The sequence below is a fragment of the Legionella sp. 16cNR16C genome (assembly GCF_021297775.1).
GTDB classification, from domain to species: domain Bacteria; phylum Pseudomonadota; class Gammaproteobacteria; order Legionellales; family Legionellaceae; genus Legionella_C; species Legionella_C quinlivanii_A.
Genome location: NZ_JAJTMX010000003.1, coordinates 350,937 through 373,056, shown reverse-complemented (window position 1 = coordinate 373,056; position 22,120 = coordinate 350,937). Strand labels below are relative to the sequence as shown.

Below are 22,120 nucleotides of genomic sequence, written 5' to 3'. Positions count from 1 at the left end.
TAAACATCCATACAACAAATTAAATATTAATTATCCTGTCTTCAAAAGAGGATAATAGCAGAAAAGGATTAATTTTATCCATTTTAAATGTTAGAGTCACCTTCAAAAATAGTTTTAGGGAAAAATTATGTTGTCAGAAAAAATGCCTAAAGGAATAATGCCTCTTTATTTAATACAAGCTTTTTCAACCTTCTCCTATGCAATTCTATATTCCTCATTATCACTGTTTCTCACTAAACAATTAGGATTGTCCAATACCCTTTCAAACAGCATTGTCGGCTTATTTCTCGCATTTAACTATGTTCTACATTTACTCGGCGGAGTGGTTGGTGGACGATATCTAAGTAACAGATCTTTATTTTTGATTACCACAGCCATACAAACGATCGGTATTTTACTTTTGGCACTTTCGGTTAAGTCGTTGCTTTATATTGGACTGAGTTTATTCCTAGTAGGATGTGGCTTAAACACCACCGCATACAACAGTATATTGACACAACGCTTTGCGCCGGATGATAACCGCAGAGATAAAGCCTTTTTCTTGAGTTATTCTTACATGAATGTAGGCTTTTGCGCTGGTTACATCATCAGTGGCTTCTTTGATTACTCCAATCAATATCAAACTTTACTCTATACCAGCATAATTCCAAACGTAATTACGCTTTTGCTCATGTGGGGTTACTGGACAAATTTGAATGATCGTGACACTCCGTTGCTCAAAGTTAAAAGCAAGGCTTCACTAAACTTCAAAAAAACTATTGGCTGGGGAATTATATTATCTCTTATTCCATTCACCCTGCTTTGTTTTCATAAAGCTCAGTTTAGTAATGGAGTTGTAGTAGGCCTTAGCGTTATTATGTTTTTTGTCATTTTATATCTTGGCTACCAACAAAAATCGACTTTGGATAAGCAAAAGATAATGACTTTTCTAATACTGACAGTAACATCAATCTTATTCTGGATGATCTACTTCACAGGCCCAATGGGCATAACCTTATTTATTAAAAACAATGTTGATAAACATTTATTCCATTATAAAATGGCGACCCAATGGCTTTTGAATATCAATGCCATGGTGATTATTATCGGCGCTCCGTTGTTATCGATTGTGCTAACCCGACTGCAAGCAAAAGGATACAATGTATCAATAACCAAACAATTTGTTTGGGCATTTCTGATATTAGCAGGTTCTTTCTTCTTCCTATCCTGCGGCATCCTCTCTGCTAATAAACATGGATATGTTAGTGTGTATTGGGTGATGCTCCATTTTACCACGCAAGCAATTGCAGAGTTACTGATAGGACCAGTCGGCTACGCCATGATTGGTAAAATTTCCCCACCACATTTACAAGGCCTGCTCATGGGCACTTGGATGATGGTATCAGGCGTATCAGCATCGTTATCACATTATTTTTCTAATGCCATGACCAAAGGTGAGTCCACGAATCCATTGCTATCCAATAGCGATTACCAGCATGTGTTTAACCAGCTGGGTATGTGGGCACTGTTGGGCGCTGTTTTCCTTTACTTGATCGCCAAAAGAATTAAGCCTGTTATTGAGCCGAAAACAGATTCAGGATTACCAGAAGCGATAACAACCGCATAAAAAAGGAGTATCAAACGCAAACAATGATGCAAAATTGATCAGAATTGTATTTTACCTATGATCTTTTCCATGTAAAAAAACTAATTTTATCGATATCACGGCTATGGTTTACTGTTGTTCGACTGGACTATGTCGTAATAATATGAACGTGAGGGTGTTACATGGAATGTTTTATCGAGATTGCAGAACCCATTATTGATGTTAAGTTTCAATTAAAAAAAGATAGTCAGAAATATTTGATTGATTATATTCTGTCCTACAGTGAATTGGACTTTAAAAAACTAGCCCAAATACTCGAAGCCAGCCCCTTGATGCTCGGCCAAGTATTGGCTGGAAAAGAGTTCTTGGAACCTGCGAAGGCACATAACCTCTTTCACTATTTCACCATGCTGATTGCGCATTAATGGTAGGAGCCAACATCGTATTATTGTTAAAAACCATTTCAACTCGTTTATTTCCAGTAACAATCAATAGGTTGATTCACTTTATAAGCGGCTCCAACCAAAACAATGAAGCTCGTTTAATCCTATAGTTGAAATACTAATCCATTGAGAATATGGTAAATATTCATTGCTTAAGGCATACTTAAGTAAATAAAAAGCCACATCTCAAAATAACCGTAGATGTGTTATTAGCTATTAACAATACTAAAATAGTTAATATTTTATGCTTTATATCAGGAGGTAATTAAGGGATCGAAAAGCATGAAAATACGTGGTTTTATTCAATTAACTGCTATCATTTTATTTTTTGGATGGTGTCATCCTGTATTAGCGATCCCTCAAGGAAAACCACTGACCTTATCCGAAGCCGAGGCTCTTGCGCTTAATACCTCACCAGAGTTACAACGCTTCCAAGCTTTAAGACACGGTTTGCAACAACAAGCAATTGCAGACAGACAACTAAGCGATCCTCAATTAGTAGCTGGCATGGCTAATGTGCCTACGAATTCTTTTAGCTTAACTCAAGATGATATGACCATGGAACAAATAGGTCTACAACAAGCATTTCCCCGGGGACACTCCTTGTTAATGAAATCAAAACAAGACCAAGCTTTAGCACTGAGTGAGAAAAGAAAAGCCCAGGAAAAAGCGCTCACCTTGATACGAACCGTACGAGAAACTTGGTTGGATCTGTATTATTGGACGCAAGCGTTAAGATCCTTGCGAGCGAATCAAAAACTGTATAAAAATTTACTCAAAGTCTCCATATCGTTATATGAAACCCGCAAAGCCAATCAATCGGATGTGCTGCAAGTACAGTTAGAACTATCAAAATTGGATGATCAGGCAATTCAAATTCAACAACAAATAAGTATACTACGTGCACAGCTAGAACGATGGATTGGGCTTGAACAGGCCAGCCGTCAGTTAGCTCTAACATTACCACATTGGCCAAGCCCACCATCAATCAAGCTATTACAAACTCGCCTTCGTCAACATCCTATACTTTGTATTGATGCAGCCATGATAGCCGCAGCACATAGTGAAGTGGCTTTCGCTAAAGAGCAATATAAACCCGGCTGGGTACTCAATGCGGGCTATGCTAAACGACAAGGACACTTTGTTGATGGTATGTCGCGTTCTGACTTTGTGGGTGCCCAGGTCACAATAGACTTGCCTTTATTTACTACTAATCGTCAAGATCGGCAAGTCAACGCAGGGTATGATCGATTACTTGCCACCAAACTCGATCAACAAACTCATTATCGCGATTTAATGCAAGTACTAACAACTCAATACGCTATCTGGAATCGTTTGTCCCAACGTGAAGAGGTCTACAAAAAGCAATTGACTCCTGTAGCAAGACAAAGTGCTAAAGCTTCTTTAATCGCGTATCAAAATGCAACTACTGAGTTAACACAAGTATTGCGAGTTTATAGTAGTGAACTTACCATTCAATTAGAGCTTATCCAATTACAGGTTGAACGAGCCAAGTCCCGCGCGATCTTGCTTTATTTAGAAGGAGTAGTTGCATGAAGAAATACCCTTTATTGATTGTGGGATTAGCGCTTATTTTGGGTGTGATTTTGGGACGATACTCAGGGCATTTTACTCAAATGGATGAGTCGTCTAATCAAATAAAAGCTGAAACAAAACCGCTCTATTGGATTGACTCCATGGAGCCTACTATTCATTATTCAAAACCTGGTGTATCCAGAATGGGTATGAAATTAATACCAGTTTATCCTGATGATAATCAAAGCGAGGATAAATCGACAGTGCGCATTTCCCCTGCTGTAGTCAATAACTTAGGTATTCGAACGGCTCTTGTCACCAAAGGGGAGCTTGCAAAAGAAATTAGAACTGTCGGGTATGTTGAGGTGAACGAAAATGAAATATCACATATTCATACCTATGCCGATGGTTGGGTAAAAAAGCTTTTTGTAAAAGCAGTGGGAGATGTGGTAAAAAAAGGTCAAATTGTTTTGCAACTTTACTCGCCCACGCTCGTTAACGCGCAAGAAGAGTACTTGATTGCCTTAGCGAGTAAAAATCAAACTTTAGTTGATGCGTCTTATAAACGATTACAATCCTTTCATATTTCAGAACAACAAATTCAACAATTAAAAGAGAGTAGAAAATCAAGTCATTTAATTGATATTTATCCGCATCAAAATGGGGTAGTCACTATGCTCAATGTGCGAGAAGGCATGTATGTGACTAACGCAACTGAAATGTTGAGTATCGCTGATTTATCGTGTATTTGGATAATCGCACAAGTATTTGAAGAGCAAGCCAATTGGATAAAAGTAGGCGAGTCAGTTGAAGCCACATTAACGGCATTTCCTGGAACAGTATGGAAGGGGAAAGTAGAGTATATTTATCCTGATGTTGATTCGGTAACACGTACCTTGAAAGTAAGATTTCGTTTTAATAATCCCGAAGGATTATTAAAACCTAATATGTATGCCACGATTACACTATTAACCACGCCAAAACTAAATGTGATTAGCATACCTCTTGAAGCTTTAATTCGAAGTAGCGAAGGAGATAGGGTGATTGTGTCATTAGATGACGGACGTTTTCAGACGAAGTTAGTGACTGTTGGCATCGAATCAGGTGACAAGATAGAAATTCTTTCCGGATTAAAAGAAGGAGAAAAAGTCGTTGTATCAGGACAATTCTTAATTGATTCAGAAACCAATTTGAAAGTGGGTTTAGAACGCTTAAACACCTCCTCGATTCAGTCAAATACTAACCAAACTACTGCAGAAAAAAATACATCCATTCAAGGCAAAGGGATTATTAAAGCAATCAATGCTGCAACACACACAGTCACATTGCAGCATGAATCTATTCCAGCTTTGAATTGGCCAGAAATGACTATGGATTTTTCTGTCATTGAACAGGTCGATCTTATCCATTTTAAAGCAGGCGATCGCATTCAATTTATATTAGGAAAAGATAAAGAGAACCATTTTGTGATACAGGACATAAAAAGGTTATCGCATTAAAAGGACATGATGCATGATTGCAGGAATTATTCGCTGGTCGATACAAAATCGTTTTTTGGTTTTATTGACCTGCGTGATGTTAATGTTATGGGGAATCTACTCGGTCAAAAATACCGCTGTGGATGCTATTCCAGATTTATCGGACGTGCAAGTCATTATTAAAACAGATTTCCCCGGACAAGCGCCACAAGTGGTAGAAGATCAAGTCACCTATCCCTTAACCACGGCAATGTTATCCGTACCAGGGGCTGTTACTGTACGGGGTGAATCTGGTTTTGGTGTGTCTTATGTCTATATTATTTTTAAAGATGGCGTTGACCTGTATTGGGCACGCTCGCGTGTATTGGAATACTTAAGTCAGATTGCTAATCGCCTACCACAAGGTGCACAAACTGCTTTAGGTCCTGATGCCTCGGGAGTTGGCTGGGTATATGAGTATGCTCTTGTAGATACAACCGGCAAATATGATTTAGCACAATTAACCAGTGTACAAAACTGGCTTTTGAAATATGAATTACAAAAAGTACCAGGTGTTGCTGAAGTAGCTACGGTCGGAGGGATGGTTAAGCAATATCAAATTACCGTAGACCCTAATCAGCTGCGTGCTTTTGGGTTAACCATAGACCAAATCAAACAATCCATTCAACGAGCTAATCGTGAAGCAGGTGGATCTGCGATAGAAATGGCTGAAGCCGAATACATGATACGCGCCAAAGGGTATTTACAATCCATTAAAGATATTAGCCAAGTACCCGTTGGATTGGGAAAAAATGGAATACCTATTTTGTTGGAAGAGGTAGCCAACGTGCAATTAGGTCCGCAAATGAGGCGTGGTATTGCGGAACTCAATGGCCAAGGAGAGGTAGTAGGCGGCATCATTGTCATGCGCTTTGGCCAAAATGCCTTACAGACGATCGCTGATGTCAAAGCAAAATTGGCCCAACTCCAAGGAAGTTTACCCAAGGGTGTTAAAATTATTCCGACTTATGATCGGTCGAGTTTAATTACTCGGGCCATCAATACCTTAAAGGATAAATTAATCGAAGAATTTATTTTGGTTTCGTTGATTTGTCTCGCTTTTCTTTATCATTTTCGCTCGTCCCTGGTGATTGTCATTAGCCTGCCTTTAGGCATTCTAATGGCGCTTGTCGTCATGCATCTGCAAGGCATCAATGCCAATATCATGTCCTTAGGAGGTATTGCTATTGCCATAGGGGCTATGGTGGATGCGGCGATTGTAATGATTGAAAACGTTCATAAACACTTAGAGGACACGCCCGACACTGGTGAGAATCGTTGGCAGATTATAGAAAAAGCGATGCTTGAAGTAGGGCCTGCTTTATTTTTCTCTTTACTCATCATTACTTTTAGTTTCTTACCCGTATTTACTCTACAAGCTCAAGAGGGTCGCTTATTTGCCCCCTTAGCGTATACAAAAACGTATGCAATGGCTGCCGCTGCCTTTTTTTCTATTACCCTAGTTCCTGTTTTAATGGGTTACCTTATCCGTGGCAAAATAACACCCGAGCAAAAAAATCCATTAAATAGAGTATTACTCGCGCTATATCGGCCAATTCTTGATAGGGTATTGAAAGCACCAAAAACCGTATTAGCTATTGCAGGACTCGCGGTGGTTCTTGGATTGTTACCCCTCTTTTATCTTGGTGGGGAATTTATGCCTGAATTGGATGAAGGCGATCTACTTTATATGCCAACCACCTTTCCTGGGCTTTCAATCGGTAAAGCACAACAAGTCTTGCAACAAACCGACAAATTGATTGCAACCGTTCCTGAAGTAAAAACCGTCTTTGGAAAAATAGGTCGAGCCGAAACAGCAACTGATCCTGCTCCGTTATCAATGCTTGAAACAACCATTCAATTCAAACCAGTAAGTGAATGGCGGCCAGGAATAACCATGGAAAACTTGCGTGCGGAATTGGAATCACGTCTCAAATTACCCGGCCTCTCTAATGCTTGGGTGATGCCCATTCGTACTCGTATTGATATGCTAGCCACAGGCATTAAAACCCCAGTTGGGATTAAAGTTGCCGGCCCTGATTTAGGGGTGATTCAATCAATTGGTGAGAAAATTGAAACCGTACTTAAACCCTTACCTGGTACGGTTTCGGTGTTTGCAGAGCGCGTAGCGAGCAGCCGCTACATCACCATTGATATTAACCGACTGAAAGCCGCACGTTATGGATTAAACATCGCTGATATCCAAGATATTATTGAAACGGCGGTAGGCGGCATGAATATCACTCAAACGATTGAGGGACGCGAACGCTATCCAGTTAATATTCGCTACCCACGTGAAATTCGCGATTCATTAGAAAAATTACGCCTGCTTCCTATACTCACTTCATCCGGTGCAATCATTCCGTTAAGTGAAGTGGCCAGTGTCACGATTACTGAAGGGCCGGATATGATTCGAAGTGAGAATGCCAGACTGAATGGTTGGGTTTATGTGGACATTGCCGGACGTGATCTAGGCTCTTATGTTAACGAGGCCCAACAGCTTGTGAGCCAGAAGGTGAAATTACCAGCGGGTTATTCGCTGACCTGGTCAGGTCAATATGAGTATTATCAACGGGCAAAAGAACGCTTAAAGATGGTTGTTCCTCTAACGCTCGCTATTATCTTTTTCTTGTTGTATTTAAATTTCCAGGGCATTGTTGAGCCTATCATTATCTTGGCAACGCTACCTCTTGCGTTAGTTGGCGGCATTGGCCTCATGTATGTATTAGGCTATCACTTATCAGTGGCTAGTGGTGTGGGATTTATTGCCTTAGCCGGTGTTTCTGCCGAAACAGGCGTTATTATGCTGGTGTTTCTCAATCAAGCTCTACTCACACAGCAGCAACAAGCCCACCAAGAAAACCGTGATTTGACTGATGATGATATTGATGATGCAGTAATTGAAGGGGCATTGCTTCGGTTAAGACCTAAGATAATGACAGTAACCGCCATTATTAGTGGTTTATTGCCTATTATGTTATTAGGTGGTATGGGTTCAGAAATAATGCGTCGAATTGCAGCACCTATGGTCGGTGGGATGGTGAGTGCTACCGTGCTCACACTCATCGTAATTCCTGCAGTCTATCTATTATGGAAAAAAAGAACTATAGCGAAATAAATGGGCTTGGTTTAGAGCGCTAAAAAATGAGCAGGCCTAATATTGAGTTTTTTGCAATCAGCTTATGCCAACATAAATTTTTATCCATTAAGATAGAATCTTAAGCTCTGCCATGTCTACCGAATGCTTGAGGAATAAGAGTACGAGTTCCTAATGAAGATTCAGTCACTAAAAAAATAAGCAATGAGTTCTATTTTGCTCATTATGATCCTAATTATTCATCATCCACCCAATTAAATGATAAAACTATCACGCTACTCATTAACCCTTCATTTCCTGATCTTCAGAATGCCCTTTGTGTGAGTTAAGTAATCGCAGACCATTCCCAACAACAATTAAGCTCGCACCCATATCAGCAAATACTGCCATCCAAAGCGTTGCTAATCCTCCCAGAGCCAGAATAAAAAACACACCTTTGATTGCAAGAGACAAAGCAATATTCTGGCGAAGAATACGTGCCGTTTTTTTGCTTAAATCAATGTATAAAGGAAGCATGGCTAAATTATCATTCATTAACGCAACATCTGCTGTTTCTAAAGCGGTATCGGTACCCTTTCCCATCGCAAAACTAATTGTGGCTTTAGCCAAAGCAGGCGCATCATTGATGCCATCACCCACCATTCCCACCGTTCTATACTGTTCCAAAAGACGATTGATTGCCTGTAATTTTTCAGTAGGCAAGACATTCGCCTGCACTTCATCAATCCCCACTTCCTTCGCAATAGCCTTAGCCGTTAACGCATTATCACCCGTTAACATCGTTGTTTTAAGTCCTTGTTGGTGCAACATGTCAATCGCCCATTGGCTTGTAGCACGAAGCTTATCAGCCACTGCAAAAATCGCCAAAACTACTGATGAATTACTCAAAATAACGGTCGTTTTTCCTTCTTCTTCCAAGCGTTTAAGTTCTTGCTCTACTGCTAATGAGCATACCTTATTATCTTCTGCTAATTGATGATTTCCAACATAATATAATTCTTGGCCAATAATGCCTTGCACTCCCCGGCCGGGAAGGGCAGAAAATTGCTCTACTTCGAGCAAGGACTCATCAAGTTGATTTTGCCGCCAGTATTCAACCAATGAATGAGCAACTGGGTGTTCCGAATGACTATCAAGGCTTGCAGCAAGTGCCAGGAAGTATTCTTTGGGTTGATTTTTATCGTAGGAGATAAAATCAGTCACTACTGGTTTTCCTTCAGTTAAGGTGCCTGTTTTATCTAGAGCAATTATTTTTAACTGATGACCAATTTCTAAATAGCTGCCTCCTTTGATTAGAAGACCGTGCTGTGCTGCTGAAGCCAATCCGCTGACTACCGTCACTGGTGTGGATATGACCAAAGCACAGGGACAGGCAATCACCAATAGCGTCAAAGCCTTATATATCCAATCATAAAAGGGGTAACCAAACACCAAAGGAGGGATAAGTGCAATAAAGAGTGCAATCAAGACCATAATTGGAGTGTAATATTTTGCAAACTCATCGACAAAGCGCTGCGTTGGAGCCCGTTCACTTTGAGCCTGTTCAATGGCTTTACCAATTTTCGCAAGCAATGTATCACCTGAAGCTTTACTGACCCTAACTTCAAAAGTACCGTACTCATTTAAAGTCCCCGCAAACACATCATCACCTACTTGCTTGCTTACCGGCATGGACTCACCTGTAATCGGTGCTTGATTGACGCTACTTTGTCCCGATATTAATACCCCATCAAGCGGTATTCGCTCACCGGGTTTGACTTTAAAAATTGCACCAACTGCTATCCCTTCAACAGGCAAAGTCTGCCATTGACCATTATCCATCTTAATCTGAGCCTCTTCAGGTGCAATTTGCATGAGACTGCGAATAGCAAGACGAGCCTTATCTAAAGAATAACGCTCGATTCGTTCTGCAAGCGCAAATAAAACGGTGACCATTGCAGCTTCCGGCCAGGCACCTATAATCATAGCTCCTGTAATTGCAATCAACATCAAACTATTGATATTCATGGCTTTGGTACGCAATGCAAGCAAACCCTTTTTAAAAGTAGATGGGCCACTTAAGATAATGGCTAGCACAGCAGGAAAAATAACCCAAATTGATTGCTCTATTGCCAAAAAATAAGCAGTTAACTCAGAAAAAAGCGCTAAAAAACCTGCCACAGCAATAAATGGCCATGAGGAATCAACCCGCCTCTTCTCTTTCTTTGCTGATGAGATACTGCCCTGAGCGCGAACGCTCATGCCTAAGGTTTCGATTTGTTTTTGCAACACATCAATAGTAGAAAGACGATGATGCACAGTCACTTCTTCAGCAATGAAGTTAAAATCCAGCTGTTCCACTTCAGGAATCCTTTCTAGTTGCCGCCTGATTGATTGCTCTTCGGTCGGACAGTCCAATCCTGCAACAAAAAAAGTGGTTAAAGTTAGTGCCTTTGTCATAATGAGTCCCCGCATTGACCGTAAAAACGCACGCCATATGCCAGAGAAGCTCTACAGCATGGGCAGCTCAATCCCCTTAACTCAGGATTAATTAAGTAGTTACTTTGTTGGCTTGTTTGACCTTGATGAGAATTTCTGTATCCGCCATAATCTATACCAAGAACACCAAGCAGTCGTTTTAAAAAACTCATGTTAATTTTCCATCTCCTCAGTAAAGTGCTTGAGCATGTCCTCTAAAATACAACGTACATGAGCATCATAAATGCTATAGTAAATATGTTTCCCTTCGCGATTAGCGATTAAAAGTCGAGATGAACGCAATAAGTTCAAATGATGACTGGCTAAAGGCACTGAAAGTTGCAATTGCTCTGCCAATTCTGAAACAGATTGCGGGCCTGACAAGCATACTATAAGAAGCTTTAGGCGATTAGGTTCGCCCATCAAATGTAAAATATCGCTTAAGGTAGTAATTTGGTCTTGAGTTAGCATAGTCAATCAAATAGTTAAACAAGTATTTAACTATAGATATAGCCTGTTTATAGAAATTGTCAACGTTGAGTACGTTAATTGTTATGCTGCTGCTACGAATGTAACGAAAAGATAACTTACATCAATTCTATGCTCTCTCAAACCATTGTTGTAATTCCGAGTATAACTTAAGGAATCTAATCAACTTGATCATCAAGTAATACAAAATAGAGTTTACACTATTAATGATCTAACCAAATTAACTCCACATCCAATTATCTGGGCTTGCATTTCGCCGGAACCAACACGAACGTCTGCCCAATCTTCATTAAGTGCAATTAACTCAAACTGCTGAGCCTCTTTAGAGGCCGATAATTGCTTATACTTGCGAACAATGACTTCCTGTTCACACTCAATCAACGCCACTACAAAATCGCCAGGCTTATGGCTTGTTTCAGGATCTACGATAAGAACATCATTAATCCGGAATTCCGGCATCATGCTGTCATCTTTAATCTGCAGAGCAAAAGCATTTTTTCCAATACTATCACTGACAGCTGTACTGACGGGAATAAACTCAACTTTAGTATCAACATCCTCTTTGATTTTCTGGATGAATGCAGCTGGATCAATTGCTTGTTTGTAATCCAAGACAGGAATCAATGCCCCCATGCCAAGGGATTTTGTCATCTTCCCTTCACGGTTATCAGTTAAGCACATCAAATAAGAGGCAGAAACTTCCAATGCATCTGCCAACAATTTAATTTCTGTTGGGCCAGGGGTACGGTCCCCTCTTTCATAATTATTAATACGTGAAATTTTCAACTCACTGGTCAACTCAGCTAATGCTTTTCTCGTCAATCCTTTGGCCTTTCGTTCATTCATGATTCTTTGGCCGATTTTCTCTTTGATGTTCATACCCATTCCACGGTTTTTGGTTAATAAATTAATCCATTTACATATTGACTATAGCTCAATATGTGTTATTTTGAGATTTATTAACTACTCGTTTCGAGTAGTTAAGCTCGTTAAGAGCTACTTTTTATCTTAAGTTCTCAAAATGTTATCACATGTTTCATTGGGCGCTAAGACTTTTAGTTAAGGAATAACGGATTATTTATGTACTTTACAGTGAATGACAAAGAATTGGATGCGCTCTGTGGGCTTTCATATATCCAGCAAATTACCTACTTAAGAGGGATTCGACCCTACATGGATCGCAATACTTTCGTAGTAGGGATTAAGCGACGTATTAGTTACCAATCGCTGGCTGAGGTACTTTATATTGAACCCCATCAAGGCATTACAGAATCTGGAAGTCCTAGCCGTCAGCAAATTCGAAGAGCCGTTAAAGGGCTTGAACGCTCAGGTCTTATTGTCATTCAGTCTTTCGATAAACATCTTATTTTAAAATGTCTTTTAGCGGATATCAGTTATTGTGTCCAAAATAAACCCGGCACAAACCCGACACAGCAAGCCGACACAAAGCCGCATGCGAAACTCCCTATAAATACAGGGTATTCTGAGGGTGTAGGAGCAAAAGCCGATACAGATGAAATCCTAAAAGCCGACACACCTCTAATAAAAGAAAATAATTATATTTATTTATTACAACGCTTCGACCATTTCTGGCGTATGTACCCCGAGAAAAAGTCACGTGAACGTGCCTTTGAAATCTTTAAACAAATCAATCCAGATGAGCCTTTGCTGCAAAGCATGCTGCAAGCCCTGGATCAACAAATCATAACCCGTACAGCAAAAGAAGCTCATGGGGAATGGGTTCCAGCATGGAAATTTCCAGTCAACTGGTTGTCTCAAAAATGTTGGGAAGATGAAGTCAAAATCGAATTGACGCAGGAGAAACGGAATGAGAAGTGCGGCACAAATACTAAGAGCGGAGCCATTGATCCATTCTGGAACCCAGAAACAGGAGACGCAGCAATCACCGATGAAGACGAATACAAGCAGTCAAACGTCATCAACCTGCAATGCTACCGACAGTAGAAAAAAGTGTATTGAAAACTTGTTTACCCGCTTTGCAGTTTTTTATGGGCATTTGTGGCGTAGTCAGTTCAAGAGTGATGGTTTTTTAGAGTTTGCCAAGAAGGAGTGGTTGGAGGGCTTAAGCCAATTCAATGATGAGATTTTGAATCAGGTCATTATTGATTGCCGCGATCATTGCGAAATGCCTCCTACCCTGCCGCAAATGATTGGCTTTTGCCGGGATATTAAAAGGCGAAATGCTTTTTACGTCACGTCAAAGAAATATCAACCTGCCAGTAAAGAAGTGGTTGAAGAGAATATCAGGCAGTGCAAGGCCTATTTATTTAAATAACTTAAAGGAGACGCATTATGTTGGTTTTAACAAGAAAAGTTGGTGAATCAGTTGTTATCAGTGAGGAAGTTTACTGCACTGTAGTGGGTTATCGTGATGGTGAAGTTCGCCTTGCTTTCGATGCCCCTCAATCGATCCCTGTTCACCGTGATGAAATTCAAAGACGCATTTATCGAGAACGTCAAAAAGATCAATGGTTCAGCGACTCTCCTTCCAATAAGGAAAACATTGTTGACCGTTTAATTAGCAAATTCAAACACGGCCTGAAATCAGCTTAAAAACATCGAGGATTATTCGTATGAAAGCACAAGAAGAACAAGGGGTAACGGTTAAAGACCGCGCCCGTGAAAAGCTAAGGCGTGATTTGGGTGGCATGATTGAACAGGCACTAAGTGATCCTAAAACCGTTGAAATCATGCTCAATGCAGATGGCAAACTTTGGCAGGAACGTCTAGGCGAAACCATGCGTTGCATAGGTAGTATCACTGACGCCCGTGCTGAATCCATTATTAAAACTGTTGCGGGCTTTCATGGTAAGGAAGTAACCCGTTTTAATCCGATACTGGAAGGTGAGCTGCCACTGGATGGATCACGTTTTGCAGGGCAGCTGCCTCCGGTGGTCTCAAAACCCACATTCGCAATTCGTAAAAAAGCCATTTCGGTTTTTACACTGGATGACTACGTAAAATCAGAAATTATGACAGAAGCACAATGTGCGGTGATTAAAAAAGCCGTTATTGCACATCGAAACATTCTAGTCATTGGCGGCACAGGTTCTGGTAAAACTACTTTAGTGAACGCCATTATCAATGAAATGGTTCGTAGTTCGCCAGCTGAGCGTGTTTTCATCATTGAAGATACAGGTGAAATTCAATGCGCCGCTGAGAACTGCGTTCAATATCACACCACTCTTGATGTCAATATGACCCAACTTTTAAAAACCACTCTAAGGATGCGGCCAGATCGAATCCTTGTTGGTGAAGTTCGGGGCAGTGAAGCATTGGATTTACTCGATGCCTGGAATACTGGTCATGAGGGTGGTGCTGCTACTTTGCATGCCAATAACTGCCTTTCAGGACTTCATCGTTTGAAATCACTTATTACCCGAAACCCAGCAGCCCCGACTGAAATTGAACCTTTGATTGGTGAAACGGTTCATTGTGTGGTGCATATCACAAGAACACCGCAAGGGCGCAGAGTTGAAGAAATCATATCTGTTAAAGGCTATGAAAACGGTCATTACATCATCGAACAACTTACTTAAGGAGAATAGGTATGAACCAAGCATTTAATATAAATTATCGAAGTCTATTGATAATGGGAACTATTGTTTTATTGCTTCTGTTAATAACACATCCTGCTTGTGCATCAAGCGCAGGTGGAGGTTTACCATTTGACTCCTATTTAACCAAAATACAAAAATCCATTACCGGACCATTTGCCTTTACTGCTGCGATTATTGGTTTGGTTGGCGCAGGAGCTACTCTGATTTTCGGTGGTGAAATGAATGGTTTTTTGCGAACCCTTCTCTTTATTGTATTGGTGCTTTCATTCTTAGTTGCAGCTCAAAATACCATGACAGCAATTACAGGCAAAGGAGCCGAAATTGCTAAACCTTCCGTCTCAAAAACAGCTATGGAGACACAGCCATGAGTCTTCGTAGCATTCCTATACGCAGATGTGGTAACCGCCCAAGTCTTTTTATGGGTGGTGACCGCGAGCTGGTTATGTTTTCAGGATTACTTTCAGCAATCTTAATATTCGCAGCACAAGATTGGCTTGCCGCTATTTTTGGCTTTGCTCTTTGGTTTTTATCTTTAAAAGGTTTAAGGCTTATGGCAAAAGCCGATCCTAAAATGCGCGCCGTTTATCTGAGACAAAGAGGCTATCAGGCCTATTACCCAGCGCGTTCAACCCCTTTTCGTAATAATAAAAGGGGTTATTTATGATTGAGTTCATTACCTTTTTAATCAGTATTACTGGGCTGTTGCTATTATGTACTTTGTTTAGCGCTGCTAGAATGAAAAGTCGTAAACACCATGTCAAAAAACATCGAAGTCATACTGCAGGATTGGTTGATTTACTAAATTATGCTGCGGTAGTCGATGATGGCGTAATTATCGGTAAAAATGGATCGTTTATGGCAGCCTGGCTTTATCAAGGTGAAGATATTGCCAACACTACCGATGAAGCTCGTGAAATGATGGCTTTTCGAATCAATCAGGCAATGTCCTCTATGGGTAATGGCTGGATGATTCATGTAGATGCTATAAGACGTGCTGCTCCTAGTTACAGTGAGTGCAGTGCTTCATACTTTCCCGATCTTATGTCGAAGGCTGTTGATGAAGAAAGAAGGCAATACTTTGAAAGTATTGGTGCTTTGTATGAAGGCTATTTTGTTATCACACTAACCTGGTATCCACCTGTATTGGCTCAAAAGCGTTTTGTTGAATTGATGTTTGATGATTCAGGGGAGAAATTAAACCACAAAGAAAAAACCCATCAATTGATTGAAACATTCAAGCAATCATGCAGAAACTTTGAGTCCCGTATGAGTGCTGCACTTCACCTAGAAAGGTTAGGCTCAGAAATACTCATCAATGAAAACCATAAAGTCACTCAAGATAACTTTTTAAGACACATCCAATATTGTGTCACGGGAATTAACCATCCCGTTAATCTACCTAAAAATCCAATTTATCTGGATGCTCTGATAGGCGGTCAGGAATTAACCCCAGGTATTACACCCAAAATTGGCCGAAAGTTCATTCAGTGTGTTGCTATTGAAGGATTCCCCATGGAATCTTACCCAGGTATTTTAACGCTGTTGACTCAATTACCTGTGGAGTATCGCTGGAATTCTCGCTTCATATTCATGGATCCCCATGAAGCTGTAGCTCATTTCACTAAGTTCCGTAAAAAGTGGAAACAAAAGGTCAGAGGTTTTTTTGACCAAATGTTTAATACCAGCTCCGGTATCGTTGATGAAGATGCACTCAGCATGGTTAATGACGCGCAGGCAGCTATTGCCGAAACCAATTCAGGAATGGTGGGGCAAGGCTACTATACATCCGTCGTTGTATTAATGGATGAGGATAGAGCGAACGTTGAGAAAGCCGCCCTATTTATCGAAAAGAATATCAACGCTTTAGGCTTTAGCGCACGAACAGAAACCATTAATACTATGGATGCCTACATGGGTAGCCTACCCGGCCATGGTGTTGAAAACATCAGAAGACCTCTGATGAATACCATGAATCTGGCAGACTTGTTGCCAACATCCAGCATTTGGACAGGTGAAAATAAAGCTCCTTGCCCATTATTCCCACCTCAATCACCACCTTTGCTGCACTGTGTCACCAGTGGTAATGCACCATTTCGTTTGAATCTTCATGTCAGAGACTTAGGTCACGGCATTATGTTTGGTCCAACACGCTCTGGTAAATCAACCCATCTTGGTTTATTGGCATTCTCCTGGCGTCGATATAAAGATGCACGTATTTATTCTTTTGATAAAGGCATGTCTATGTATCCAACCTGCAAAGCAACAGGTGGAAAGCATTTCACTATCGCAGGCAAAGACTCTCGCCTTGCGTTTGCGCCCTTGCAGTTTTTGGAAACTAAATCAGATAGAGCTTGGGCTATGGAGTGGATTGATACGATTCTAGCTTTGAATGGTTTGAATACCACACCAGCTCAGCGCAATGAAATCGGTCATGCCATTCTAAGCATGCACCAAAGTGGCTCTAAAACCTTATCAGAATTTGTCATGACGATTCAGGATGAACCCATTAGAGAAACGTTAAAGCAGTACACCATAGATGGTTTGATGGGGCATTTATTGGATGCAGAAAGTGATGGGCTTGGTCTGTCTTCCTTTATGACCTTTGAAATCGAGCATTTAATGGGCTTAGGTGAAAAATTTGCATTGCCTGTGTTGCTTTATCTCTTTAGGCGTATTGAAACGTCATTAGATGGTCGCCCCACCCTAATCTTGCTTGATGAAGCCTGGTTAATGCTGGCGCATCCTGTGTTTAAAAGCAAGATTGCTGAATGGCTTGACTCCATGGCTAAGAAAAACTGTGTGGTGTTTATGGCAACGCAACATTTATCTCATGCAGCCAATTCTGGAATCTTAGATATTATTGTTGAATCAACCGCCACCAAAATCTTTTTACCAAATCTTTATGCAAGAGATCCTGAGACCCGACTCATTTATGAGCGCATGGGCTTAAATCCACGCCAGATAGACATAATAGCATCTGCTCAACCCAAACGTGATTACTACTATGTCAGTGAAAAAGGCCAGCGCCTTTATCAATTGGCGTTAGGACCTTTGGCCTTGGCATTTGTTGGTGCAACAGATCCCGATTCGATTGCGCGTATGAAGCAATTGGAGTCGAAGTATGAAGATGAGTGGGTCTCTCAATGGCTTTCAGAAAAAGGTATTCATTTGGCTCAGTACGGAGAAGCAGCATGAAAAAAAGTATAACGAATAACCCCTACCTCAACGCCAGACGCGCCTGGAATGTTCATACCGCAGGACTTATGAAATCACTACAAGTTTGGCAATTGGTAGGCTTAGGTAGCTTGTTAATTGCATTAGCGGCAGTCGGTGGACTCATCGCGATAGGTAGTCAATCCAAATTTATCCCTTTGGTGTTTCAACAAGATGCCAATGGTAATACCTTATCGGTTACCCGTGCTGATAAGGTTGGTGAGGCAAGCATTGATGATTATCGTGCTGCAGCTGCCCATTTTATTGAAAACGTTCGCATGGTAAGCCTTGATACGGAACTGCAAAAGAAAGCAGTTTTTCAGGTGTATTCCTATTTAAATTCCAATGATGCGGCTTTGGCTAAGATTCAAGAGTTCTACAGCGACAAACAGCAATCTAATCCCTTTGAAAGAGCTGCCTTTGAGATTGTAAGCATAGACATTCGCTCAGTACTTCAAGAGTCGGATGAGACTTGGCAAGTCGACTGGATTGAAACGGTGAGGAATCGTGATGGATCACTTAAAGAAAAGCCTCGCATGATGAAAGCGATGATTACGATGTATCAGGAGAATGAAATCAATGATGCCACCAGTGAGTCCATTTTGAAAAATCCCCATCTGATTTATGTGCGTGATTTTAACTGGTCCTACGAATTAAAGCATGGAGAACAGCAATGAAAAGAATAATACAGCTATTTTGTTTATTAACACCACTCACAAGTTTTGCATTGGACAACACTATTCTGGCCGAGCATTATTTTTCGGATACTGTACCCAAGCTATCGAGTCAGGAAAAACAAGGTTTAGATATTGCAGAGCGTACACAACAAGGAGAAAAAACAAGTATACCCTTTGCTTCTGCTGATGGCTCAGTCAGTTTTATTTATGGATCAGGGCAAATCAGGGTAGTTTGTGCCCCTTTGCAAGTGTGTGATATTGCCCTTCAACCAGGTGAGCAGTTTAACGACATGAACGTCGGTGACCCACGCTTTGTTGTTGAACCATCTCTCACAGGATCTGGGACTATGCAACAAATCCATCTGCTCATAAAACCTAAAGATGTAGGGCTTGATTCCTCTTTGGTAGTCACCACAGACAGAAGAACGTATCACTTTAGATTAAAGTCAGATAGAACCGAATTTATGCCTTACATTTCATTTACTTATCCTGATGAAGCAAAAGCCAAATGGCAGTTACTACAACGCATTCAGGCTGAAAGAAGAAAAGTAGATACCTTACCAGAAACCAATGAATATCTAGGCGATCTTAACTTCAATTATCGAATTCAAGGAAATGCCCGATTTAAGCCAGTTAGAGTTTATAACAATGGCGTCAAAACGATTATTGAGATGCCAAGAACCATGGCTCAAAGTGAAGCGCCTGCGCTGCTAGTTTTAAGAGGTCGAGGTCTATTTAAAAAATCAGAGTCTGTGATGGTTAATTATCGCCTTCAGGGTTGTCGTTATATCGTGGATGGGGTTTTTGATAAAGCCATATTGGTTATCGGTAGCGGTTCCTCTCAAGAAAAAATTACGATTACAAGGTGCTGAAGATGAAAGAATTAAGTGTTTTATTGCTCGCAGTCTTGTTATCAAGCTGTGCCAGCATGCGTTATGGCAATTTCACCCAAATGCCTCAGGGCAAAGATGCTTATCTGGCAGCAGATGCAGCTACTCAATTAACGCGAGTATATCCACCTGCTCAAAATACATTTTGTATTGGTCAAAGAGTAACAGATGGCTTTGGCTTAAGTCTTATTCAAAACTTGAGAAAAAAGGGTTATGGCATCAATGAAAATCAATGCCCTAAGAATAAAGCTAATTTTTTCTACGTGCTTGATGAGCTTAAACCTCAAAGTTACAGAGTGAGCTTATTTGTAGGAATACAAACCTTGAGCCGTCTGTATGAAAAAAACCATGAAAATATCTTTCCTGTCAGCGCATGGACTCATAAGGAGTGAGAACGATGAATCAAAATAATGATTATTTGTCACCAGACAATTCACCGCAAAAGCTTCAAACCACAGGTGTAAAACGAGTAAATAATGTGCCACTCATGATTGCAATTGGTATTTTAACTCTTTTTGTGGTGCTCATCGCTTTAGTTGCCAATAAACGGGCTAATGCGCAAAACCAGCCATCAGAAATAGTAAAGGTAAAGAATCCTAAGAAAAATACCATGAGCCTTGCCAATGATGTGGTAGGAAATCATAAAACAGCAGTGATTCCTTCCCAGAGTGACACGATAGCTAATAATGAAACAGGTCCTTTGCTCATTCCTGAACAACTTCCTCATCAAGAAGATACTCTGACACAAGAGGTATCTGAAGCTGAAATCGAGCGTATTCGTCAGGAAAAAACTCAAGAATTTGAAGAGGCTGTCAAAGCTAAGTCATCCGTAATGGTAGATAACCCACGATTGAATAATCGCGACACTACTAAAACTTCCATGAATAGCAATGAGATGACATTAAACATCGACCCTTCATCAGCATTTAAAGAGCAGCTCGCATTATTACAAGGAAGACAGGCCAAACCTATGCCACAAACATTAGGTGGTGAGGAAAATGAAATGCGCTGGCATTTAAATTCAACGCTGCAAAATCCGAACAGTCGATACGAACTAAGAGCTGGCAGCGTGATTCCAGGAGTAATGATTAGTGGTATTTCTTCAGAATTACCAGGTCAAATTATCGCTCAAGTATCACAAAACGTATATGACACCGCTACCGGAAAATATCTTTTGATACCCCAAGGCACCAAGATATTGGGGCTTTATTCCAGCGATGTCCCTTTAGGTCAGTCTTCCGTATTAGTGGCTTGGCAACGCCTAGTGTTTCCAGACAGTAAAGCTCTGGATATCGGCTCTATGCCCGGTGCTGATAGTGCTGGATATGGTGGTTTTCGCGATCAGGTAGATCATCATTATGCAAGAATTTATGGTTCAGCGCTTTTAATGTCAGGCATTATTGCGGGTATTACTTATAGCCAAAATACAAATCAATCTAACCAATTGGGTTACGCCCAGCCCACAGCTGGCAGTGTCATGAGTCAGGCTCTAGGACAACAGTTGGGCGAGGTTACTTCACAACTGGTTTCAAAAAACCTGAATGTGTCTCCGACTATCAATGTCCGTCCAGGTTATCGTTTCAATATCATCGTAGTGAAAGATTTAACGTTTAAACAACCATATAAGCAATTTGCTTATCAATGAAGGAGAGCATTATGAAATTTAAATCCATGATTATTTATTGTTTTGCTTTACCAGTATTCGCGGGTGGTGCGCCTGTGTTTGACATTGCGAACTGGATTCAAAATGGAAAAATGATTGCAACTCAGCTTAGCGAGTATAAAACGCAAGTCGATCAATACAAAAATCAGATGGATCAATATCAAAACATGTTAGACAACACCAAATCACTGACTTCCTTTGAATGGGATAATGCCAACTCGGTTATTAATAATTTGCTTGAGTCGACTGATACCATTGATTACTACAAGCAGGAAGCTGGCAGCCTCCAAGGGTATCTTGACCGATTCCAAAGTCAGGAATACTACCAAAAGACCCCGTGTTTTAATGGCACGGGTCAATGTTCTGCTGAAGAACTTAGAAAAATCAAACAAAGCAGATTAGCGGCTTCTGTTGCTGAAAAACGCTCCAATGATGCAATGCTCAAAGGGATTGATAAACAACAACAGAGTTTGAAAAATGACTCTGCAAAGCTGCGTACTTTGCAATCTCAGGCACAAGGTGCTGCAGGCCAAAAACAGGCTCTTCAAGCTGCTTCTCAATTAGCAAGTAATCAATCCCATCAATTGCTTCAAATCAGAGGCGTGTTATTGGCGCAACAGAATGCCCAGGCTGTCAAAGATGCCGCGAATGCCAACAAAGAAGCGATACAGACTGCGGGAGATGAGCATTTCAGATCAGGGGCATACCATAAAAGCTCAGGAAAAAAATGGTAATCCATCATAAAAAGGAGAGGAAATGAAAGTTATATGTTTATCAATTTTGGTTCTTACTTGTGTCCTGTCAGGTTGCGACAGCGCTGAAACCGCAGCTCAAAAAAAGGCTGAACATTTGGCTTCGCTAAGATGCGACAGTTCAAGAGAAGGTCGAACTAAAGAAGAACTCCAAGTGATTGGTGATGCGTGCTTCCGAGGAGGTAGTTATTCCAAAAGCTCTGGTCAGAAGTGGTGATGG

The 22,120-nt window shown here is 40.7% G+C and carries 21 protein-coding genes; 18 read left to right on the top strand and 3 right to left on the bottom strand.

The annotated features are described in order from the left end of the window. Window positions 1-127: 127 nt before the first annotated feature. The 5 genes from LXA66_RS11750 to LXA66_RS11730 all read left to right on the top strand — a co-directional run bounded on the left by LXA66_RS11750 (window position 128) and on the right by LXA66_RS11730 (window position 8,199). Window positions 128-1,606 carry a peptide MFS transporter gene (locus LXA66_RS11750; RefSeq protein WP_035905532.1) on the top strand — a complete coding sequence of 493 codons (1,479 nt, stop codon included), beginning with the start codon at window positions 128-130 and terminating at the stop codon, window positions 1,604-1,606. A gap of 161 nt (window positions 1,607-1,767) precedes the next feature. Further along, window positions 1,768-2,010 (top strand): hypothetical protein, encoded by a 243-nt coding sequence (locus tag LXA66_RS11745; protein WP_027269522.1) that lies wholly within the window; start codon window positions 1,768-1,770, stop codon window positions 2,008-2,010. Window positions 2,011-2,310: 300 nt separating this feature from the next. Next, a complete protein-coding gene (locus LXA66_RS11740; protein ID WP_027269521.1) occupies window positions 2,311-3,585 on the top strand; it encodes a TolC family protein in 1,275 nt (424 codons plus the stop codon). Further along, window positions 3,582-5,063: an efflux RND transporter periplasmic adaptor subunit gene (locus LXA66_RS11735; RefSeq protein ID WP_027269520.1), complete on the top strand. Its 1,482-nt coding sequence runs from the start codon at window positions 3,582-3,584 to the stop codon at window positions 5,061-5,063. The genes LXA66_RS11740 and LXA66_RS11735 overlap by 4 nt, the downstream gene beginning before the upstream one ends. Before the next feature lie 13 nt (window positions 5,064-5,076). Continuing rightward, window positions 5,077-8,199 (top strand): efflux RND transporter permease subunit, encoded by a 3,123-nt coding sequence (locus tag LXA66_RS11730; RefSeq protein ID WP_027269519.1) that lies wholly within the window; start codon window positions 5,077-5,079, stop codon window positions 8,197-8,199. Between the two features lie 261 nt (window positions 8,200-8,460). Here LXA66_RS11730 and LXA66_RS11725 read toward each other — a convergent pair whose 3' ends face one another. The 3 genes from LXA66_RS11725 to LXA66_RS11715 form a co-directional block, all read right to left on the bottom strand. Then, window positions 8,461-10,617 carry a cation-translocating P-type ATPase gene (locus tag LXA66_RS11725; RefSeq protein ID WP_027269518.1) on the bottom strand — a complete coding sequence of 719 codons (2,157 nt, stop codon included), beginning with the start codon at window positions 10,615-10,617 and terminating at the stop codon, window positions 8,461-8,463. Between the two features lie 192 nt (window positions 10,618-10,809). Further along, entirely contained in the window at window positions 10,810-11,106 is a 297-nt protein-coding gene (locus LXA66_RS11720; protein WP_027269516.1) for a helix-turn-helix transcriptional regulator, read from the bottom strand. Between the two features lie 213 nt (window positions 11,107-11,319). Beyond that, window positions 11,320-12,003 carry a S24 family peptidase gene (locus LXA66_RS11715; RefSeq protein WP_027269515.1) on the bottom strand — a complete coding sequence of 228 codons (684 nt, stop codon included), beginning with the start codon at window positions 12,001-12,003 and terminating at the stop codon, window positions 11,320-11,322. Between the two features lie 201 nt (window positions 12,004-12,204). Here LXA66_RS11715 and LXA66_RS11710 point away from each other — a divergent pair, with 201 nt between their 5' ends. The 13 genes from LXA66_RS11710 to LXA66_RS11650 are packed head-to-tail and all read left to right on the top strand — an operon-like array spanning window position 12,205 to window position 22,117. Continuing rightward, window positions 12,205-13,089 (top strand): hypothetical protein, encoded by an 885-nt coding sequence (locus tag LXA66_RS11710; RefSeq protein ID WP_027269514.1) that lies wholly within the window; start codon window positions 12,205-12,207, stop codon window positions 13,087-13,089. A gap of 19 nt (window positions 13,090-13,108) precedes the next feature. Continuing rightward, the gene (locus LXA66_RS11705) at window positions 13,109-13,420 is read left to right on the top strand and encodes a Vir protein (RefSeq protein ID WP_027269513.1); all 312 of its coding nucleotides are present in this window, start codon (window positions 13,109-13,111) and stop codon (window positions 13,418-13,420) included. Between the two features lie 17 nt (window positions 13,421-13,437). Further along, a complete protein-coding gene (csrA, locus tag LXA66_RS11700; RefSeq protein WP_027269512.1) occupies window positions 13,438-13,698 on the top strand; it encodes a carbon storage regulator CsrA in 261 nt (86 codons plus the stop codon). Between the two features lie 20 nt (window positions 13,699-13,718). Beyond that, the gene (gene trbB, locus LXA66_RS11695; RefSeq protein WP_027269511.1) at window positions 13,719-14,684 is read left to right on the top strand and encodes a P-type conjugative transfer ATPase TrbB; all 966 of its coding nucleotides are present in this window, start codon (window positions 13,719-13,721) and stop codon (window positions 14,682-14,684) included. 11 nt (window positions 14,685-14,695) lie between these two features. Continuing rightward, complete coding sequence (locus LXA66_RS11690) at window positions 14,696-15,073, top strand: TrbC/VirB2 family protein (RefSeq protein WP_027269510.1); 378 nt, start codon at window positions 14,696-14,698, stop codon at window positions 15,071-15,073. Further along, window positions 15,070-15,369: a conjugal transfer protein TrbD gene (locus LXA66_RS11685; RefSeq protein WP_027269509.1), complete on the top strand. Its 300-nt coding sequence runs from the start codon at window positions 15,070-15,072 to the stop codon at window positions 15,367-15,369. The genes LXA66_RS11690 and LXA66_RS11685 overlap by 4 nt, the downstream gene beginning before the upstream one ends. Then, window positions 15,366-17,900 (top strand): conjugal transfer protein TrbE, encoded by a 2,535-nt coding sequence (locus LXA66_RS11680; RefSeq protein ID WP_027269508.1) that lies wholly within the window; start codon window positions 15,366-15,368, stop codon window positions 17,898-17,900. The genes LXA66_RS11685 and LXA66_RS11680 overlap by 4 nt, the downstream gene beginning before the upstream one ends. After that, window positions 17,897-18,595 (top strand): conjugal transfer protein TrbF, encoded by a 699-nt coding sequence (locus LXA66_RS11675; RefSeq protein ID WP_027269507.1) that lies wholly within the window; start codon window positions 17,897-17,899, stop codon window positions 18,593-18,595. Before LXA66_RS11680 ends, LXA66_RS11675 begins: the two co-directional genes overlap by 4 nt. After that, window positions 18,592-19,467, top strand: a complete 876-nt coding sequence (gene trbG, locus LXA66_RS11670) for a P-type conjugative transfer protein TrbG (protein ID WP_027269506.1) — start codon at window positions 18,592-18,594, stop codon at window positions 19,465-19,467. The genes LXA66_RS11675 and trbG overlap by 4 nt, the downstream gene beginning before the upstream one ends. Window positions 19,468-19,469: 2 nt before the next feature. Beyond that, on the top strand, window positions 19,470-19,877 hold the full coding sequence (locus LXA66_RS11665) for a conjugal transfer protein TrbH (RefSeq protein ID WP_027269505.1): 408 nt from the start codon (window positions 19,470-19,472) through the stop codon (window positions 19,875-19,877). Window positions 19,878-19,882: 5 nt separating this feature from the next. Further along, entirely contained in the window at window positions 19,883-21,130 is a 1,248-nt protein-coding gene (locus LXA66_RS11660; protein ID WP_027269504.1) for a TrbI/VirB10 family protein, read from the top strand. 11 nt (window positions 21,131-21,141) lie between these two features. Then, window positions 21,142-21,882: a P-type conjugative transfer protein TrbJ gene (gene trbJ / locus LXA66_RS11655; RefSeq protein ID WP_027269503.1), complete on the top strand. Its 741-nt coding sequence runs from the start codon at window positions 21,142-21,144 to the stop codon at window positions 21,880-21,882. 22 nt (window positions 21,883-21,904) lie between these two features. Next, window positions 21,905-22,117: a hypothetical protein gene (locus LXA66_RS11650; RefSeq protein WP_027269502.1), complete on the top strand. Its 213-nt coding sequence runs from the start codon at window positions 21,905-21,907 to the stop codon at window positions 22,115-22,117. The last annotated feature ends 3 nt before the right edge of the window (window positions 22,118-22,120 follow it).

Excerpts from the sequence above, each read along its gene's own strand:
- LXA66_RS11750 (WP_035905532.1), top strand. The coding sequence starts at position 128 with ATGTTGTCAGAAAAAATGCCTAAAGGAATAATGCCTCTTTATTTAATA.
- LXA66_RS11745 (WP_027269522.1), top strand. The coding sequence starts at position 1,768 with ATGGAATGTTTTATCGAGATTGCAGAACCCATTATTGATGTTAAGTTT.
- LXA66_RS11740 (WP_027269521.1), top strand. The coding sequence starts at position 2,311 with ATGAAAATACGTGGTTTTATTCAATTAACTGCTATCATTTTATTTTTT.
- LXA66_RS11735 (WP_027269520.1), top strand. The coding sequence starts at position 3,582 with ATGAAGAAATACCCTTTATTGATTGTGGGATTAGCGCTTATTTTGGGT.
- LXA66_RS11730 (WP_027269519.1), top strand. The coding sequence starts at position 5,077 with ATGATTGCAGGAATTATTCGCTGGTCGATACAAAATCGTTTTTTGGTT.
- LXA66_RS11725 (WP_027269518.1), bottom strand. The coding sequence starts at position 10,617 with ATGACAAAGGCACTAACTTTAACCACTTTTTTTGTTGCAGGATTGGAC.
- LXA66_RS11720 (WP_027269516.1), bottom strand. The coding sequence starts at position 11,106 with ATGCTAACTCAAGACCAAATTACTACCTTAAGCGATATTTTACATTTG.
- LXA66_RS11715 (WP_027269515.1), bottom strand. The coding sequence starts at position 12,003 with ATGAACATCAAAGAGAAAATCGGCCAAAGAATCATGAATGAACGAAAG.
- LXA66_RS11710 (WP_027269514.1), top strand. The coding sequence starts at position 12,205 with ATGTACTTTACAGTGAATGACAAAGAATTGGATGCGCTCTGTGGGCTT.
- csrA (WP_027269512.1), top strand. The coding sequence starts at position 13,438 with ATGTTGGTTTTAACAAGAAAAGTTGGTGAATCAGTTGTTATCAGTGAG.
- trbB (WP_027269511.1), top strand. The coding sequence starts at position 13,719 with ATGAAAGCACAAGAAGAACAAGGGGTAACGGTTAAAGACCGCGCCCGT.
- LXA66_RS11690 (WP_027269510.1), top strand. The coding sequence starts at position 14,696 with ATGAACCAAGCATTTAATATAAATTATCGAAGTCTATTGATAATGGGA.
- LXA66_RS11685 (WP_027269509.1), top strand. The coding sequence starts at position 15,070 with ATGAGTCTTCGTAGCATTCCTATACGCAGATGTGGTAACCGCCCAAGT.
- LXA66_RS11680 (WP_027269508.1), top strand. The coding sequence starts at position 15,366 with ATGATTGAGTTCATTACCTTTTTAATCAGTATTACTGGGCTGTTGCTA.
- LXA66_RS11675 (WP_027269507.1), top strand. The coding sequence starts at position 17,897 with ATGAAAAAAAGTATAACGAATAACCCCTACCTCAACGCCAGACGCGCC.
- trbG (WP_027269506.1), top strand. The coding sequence starts at position 18,592 with ATGAAAAGAATAATACAGCTATTTTGTTTATTAACACCACTCACAAGT.
- LXA66_RS11665 (WP_027269505.1), top strand. The coding sequence starts at position 19,470 with ATGAAAGAATTAAGTGTTTTATTGCTCGCAGTCTTGTTATCAAGCTGT.
- LXA66_RS11660 (WP_027269504.1), top strand. The coding sequence starts at position 19,883 with ATGAATCAAAATAATGATTATTTGTCACCAGACAATTCACCGCAAAAG.
- trbJ (WP_027269503.1), top strand. The coding sequence starts at position 21,142 with ATGAAATTTAAATCCATGATTATTTATTGTTTTGCTTTACCAGTATTC.
- LXA66_RS11650 (WP_027269502.1), top strand. The coding sequence starts at position 21,905 with ATGAAAGTTATATGTTTATCAATTTTGGTTCTTACTTGTGTCCTGTCA.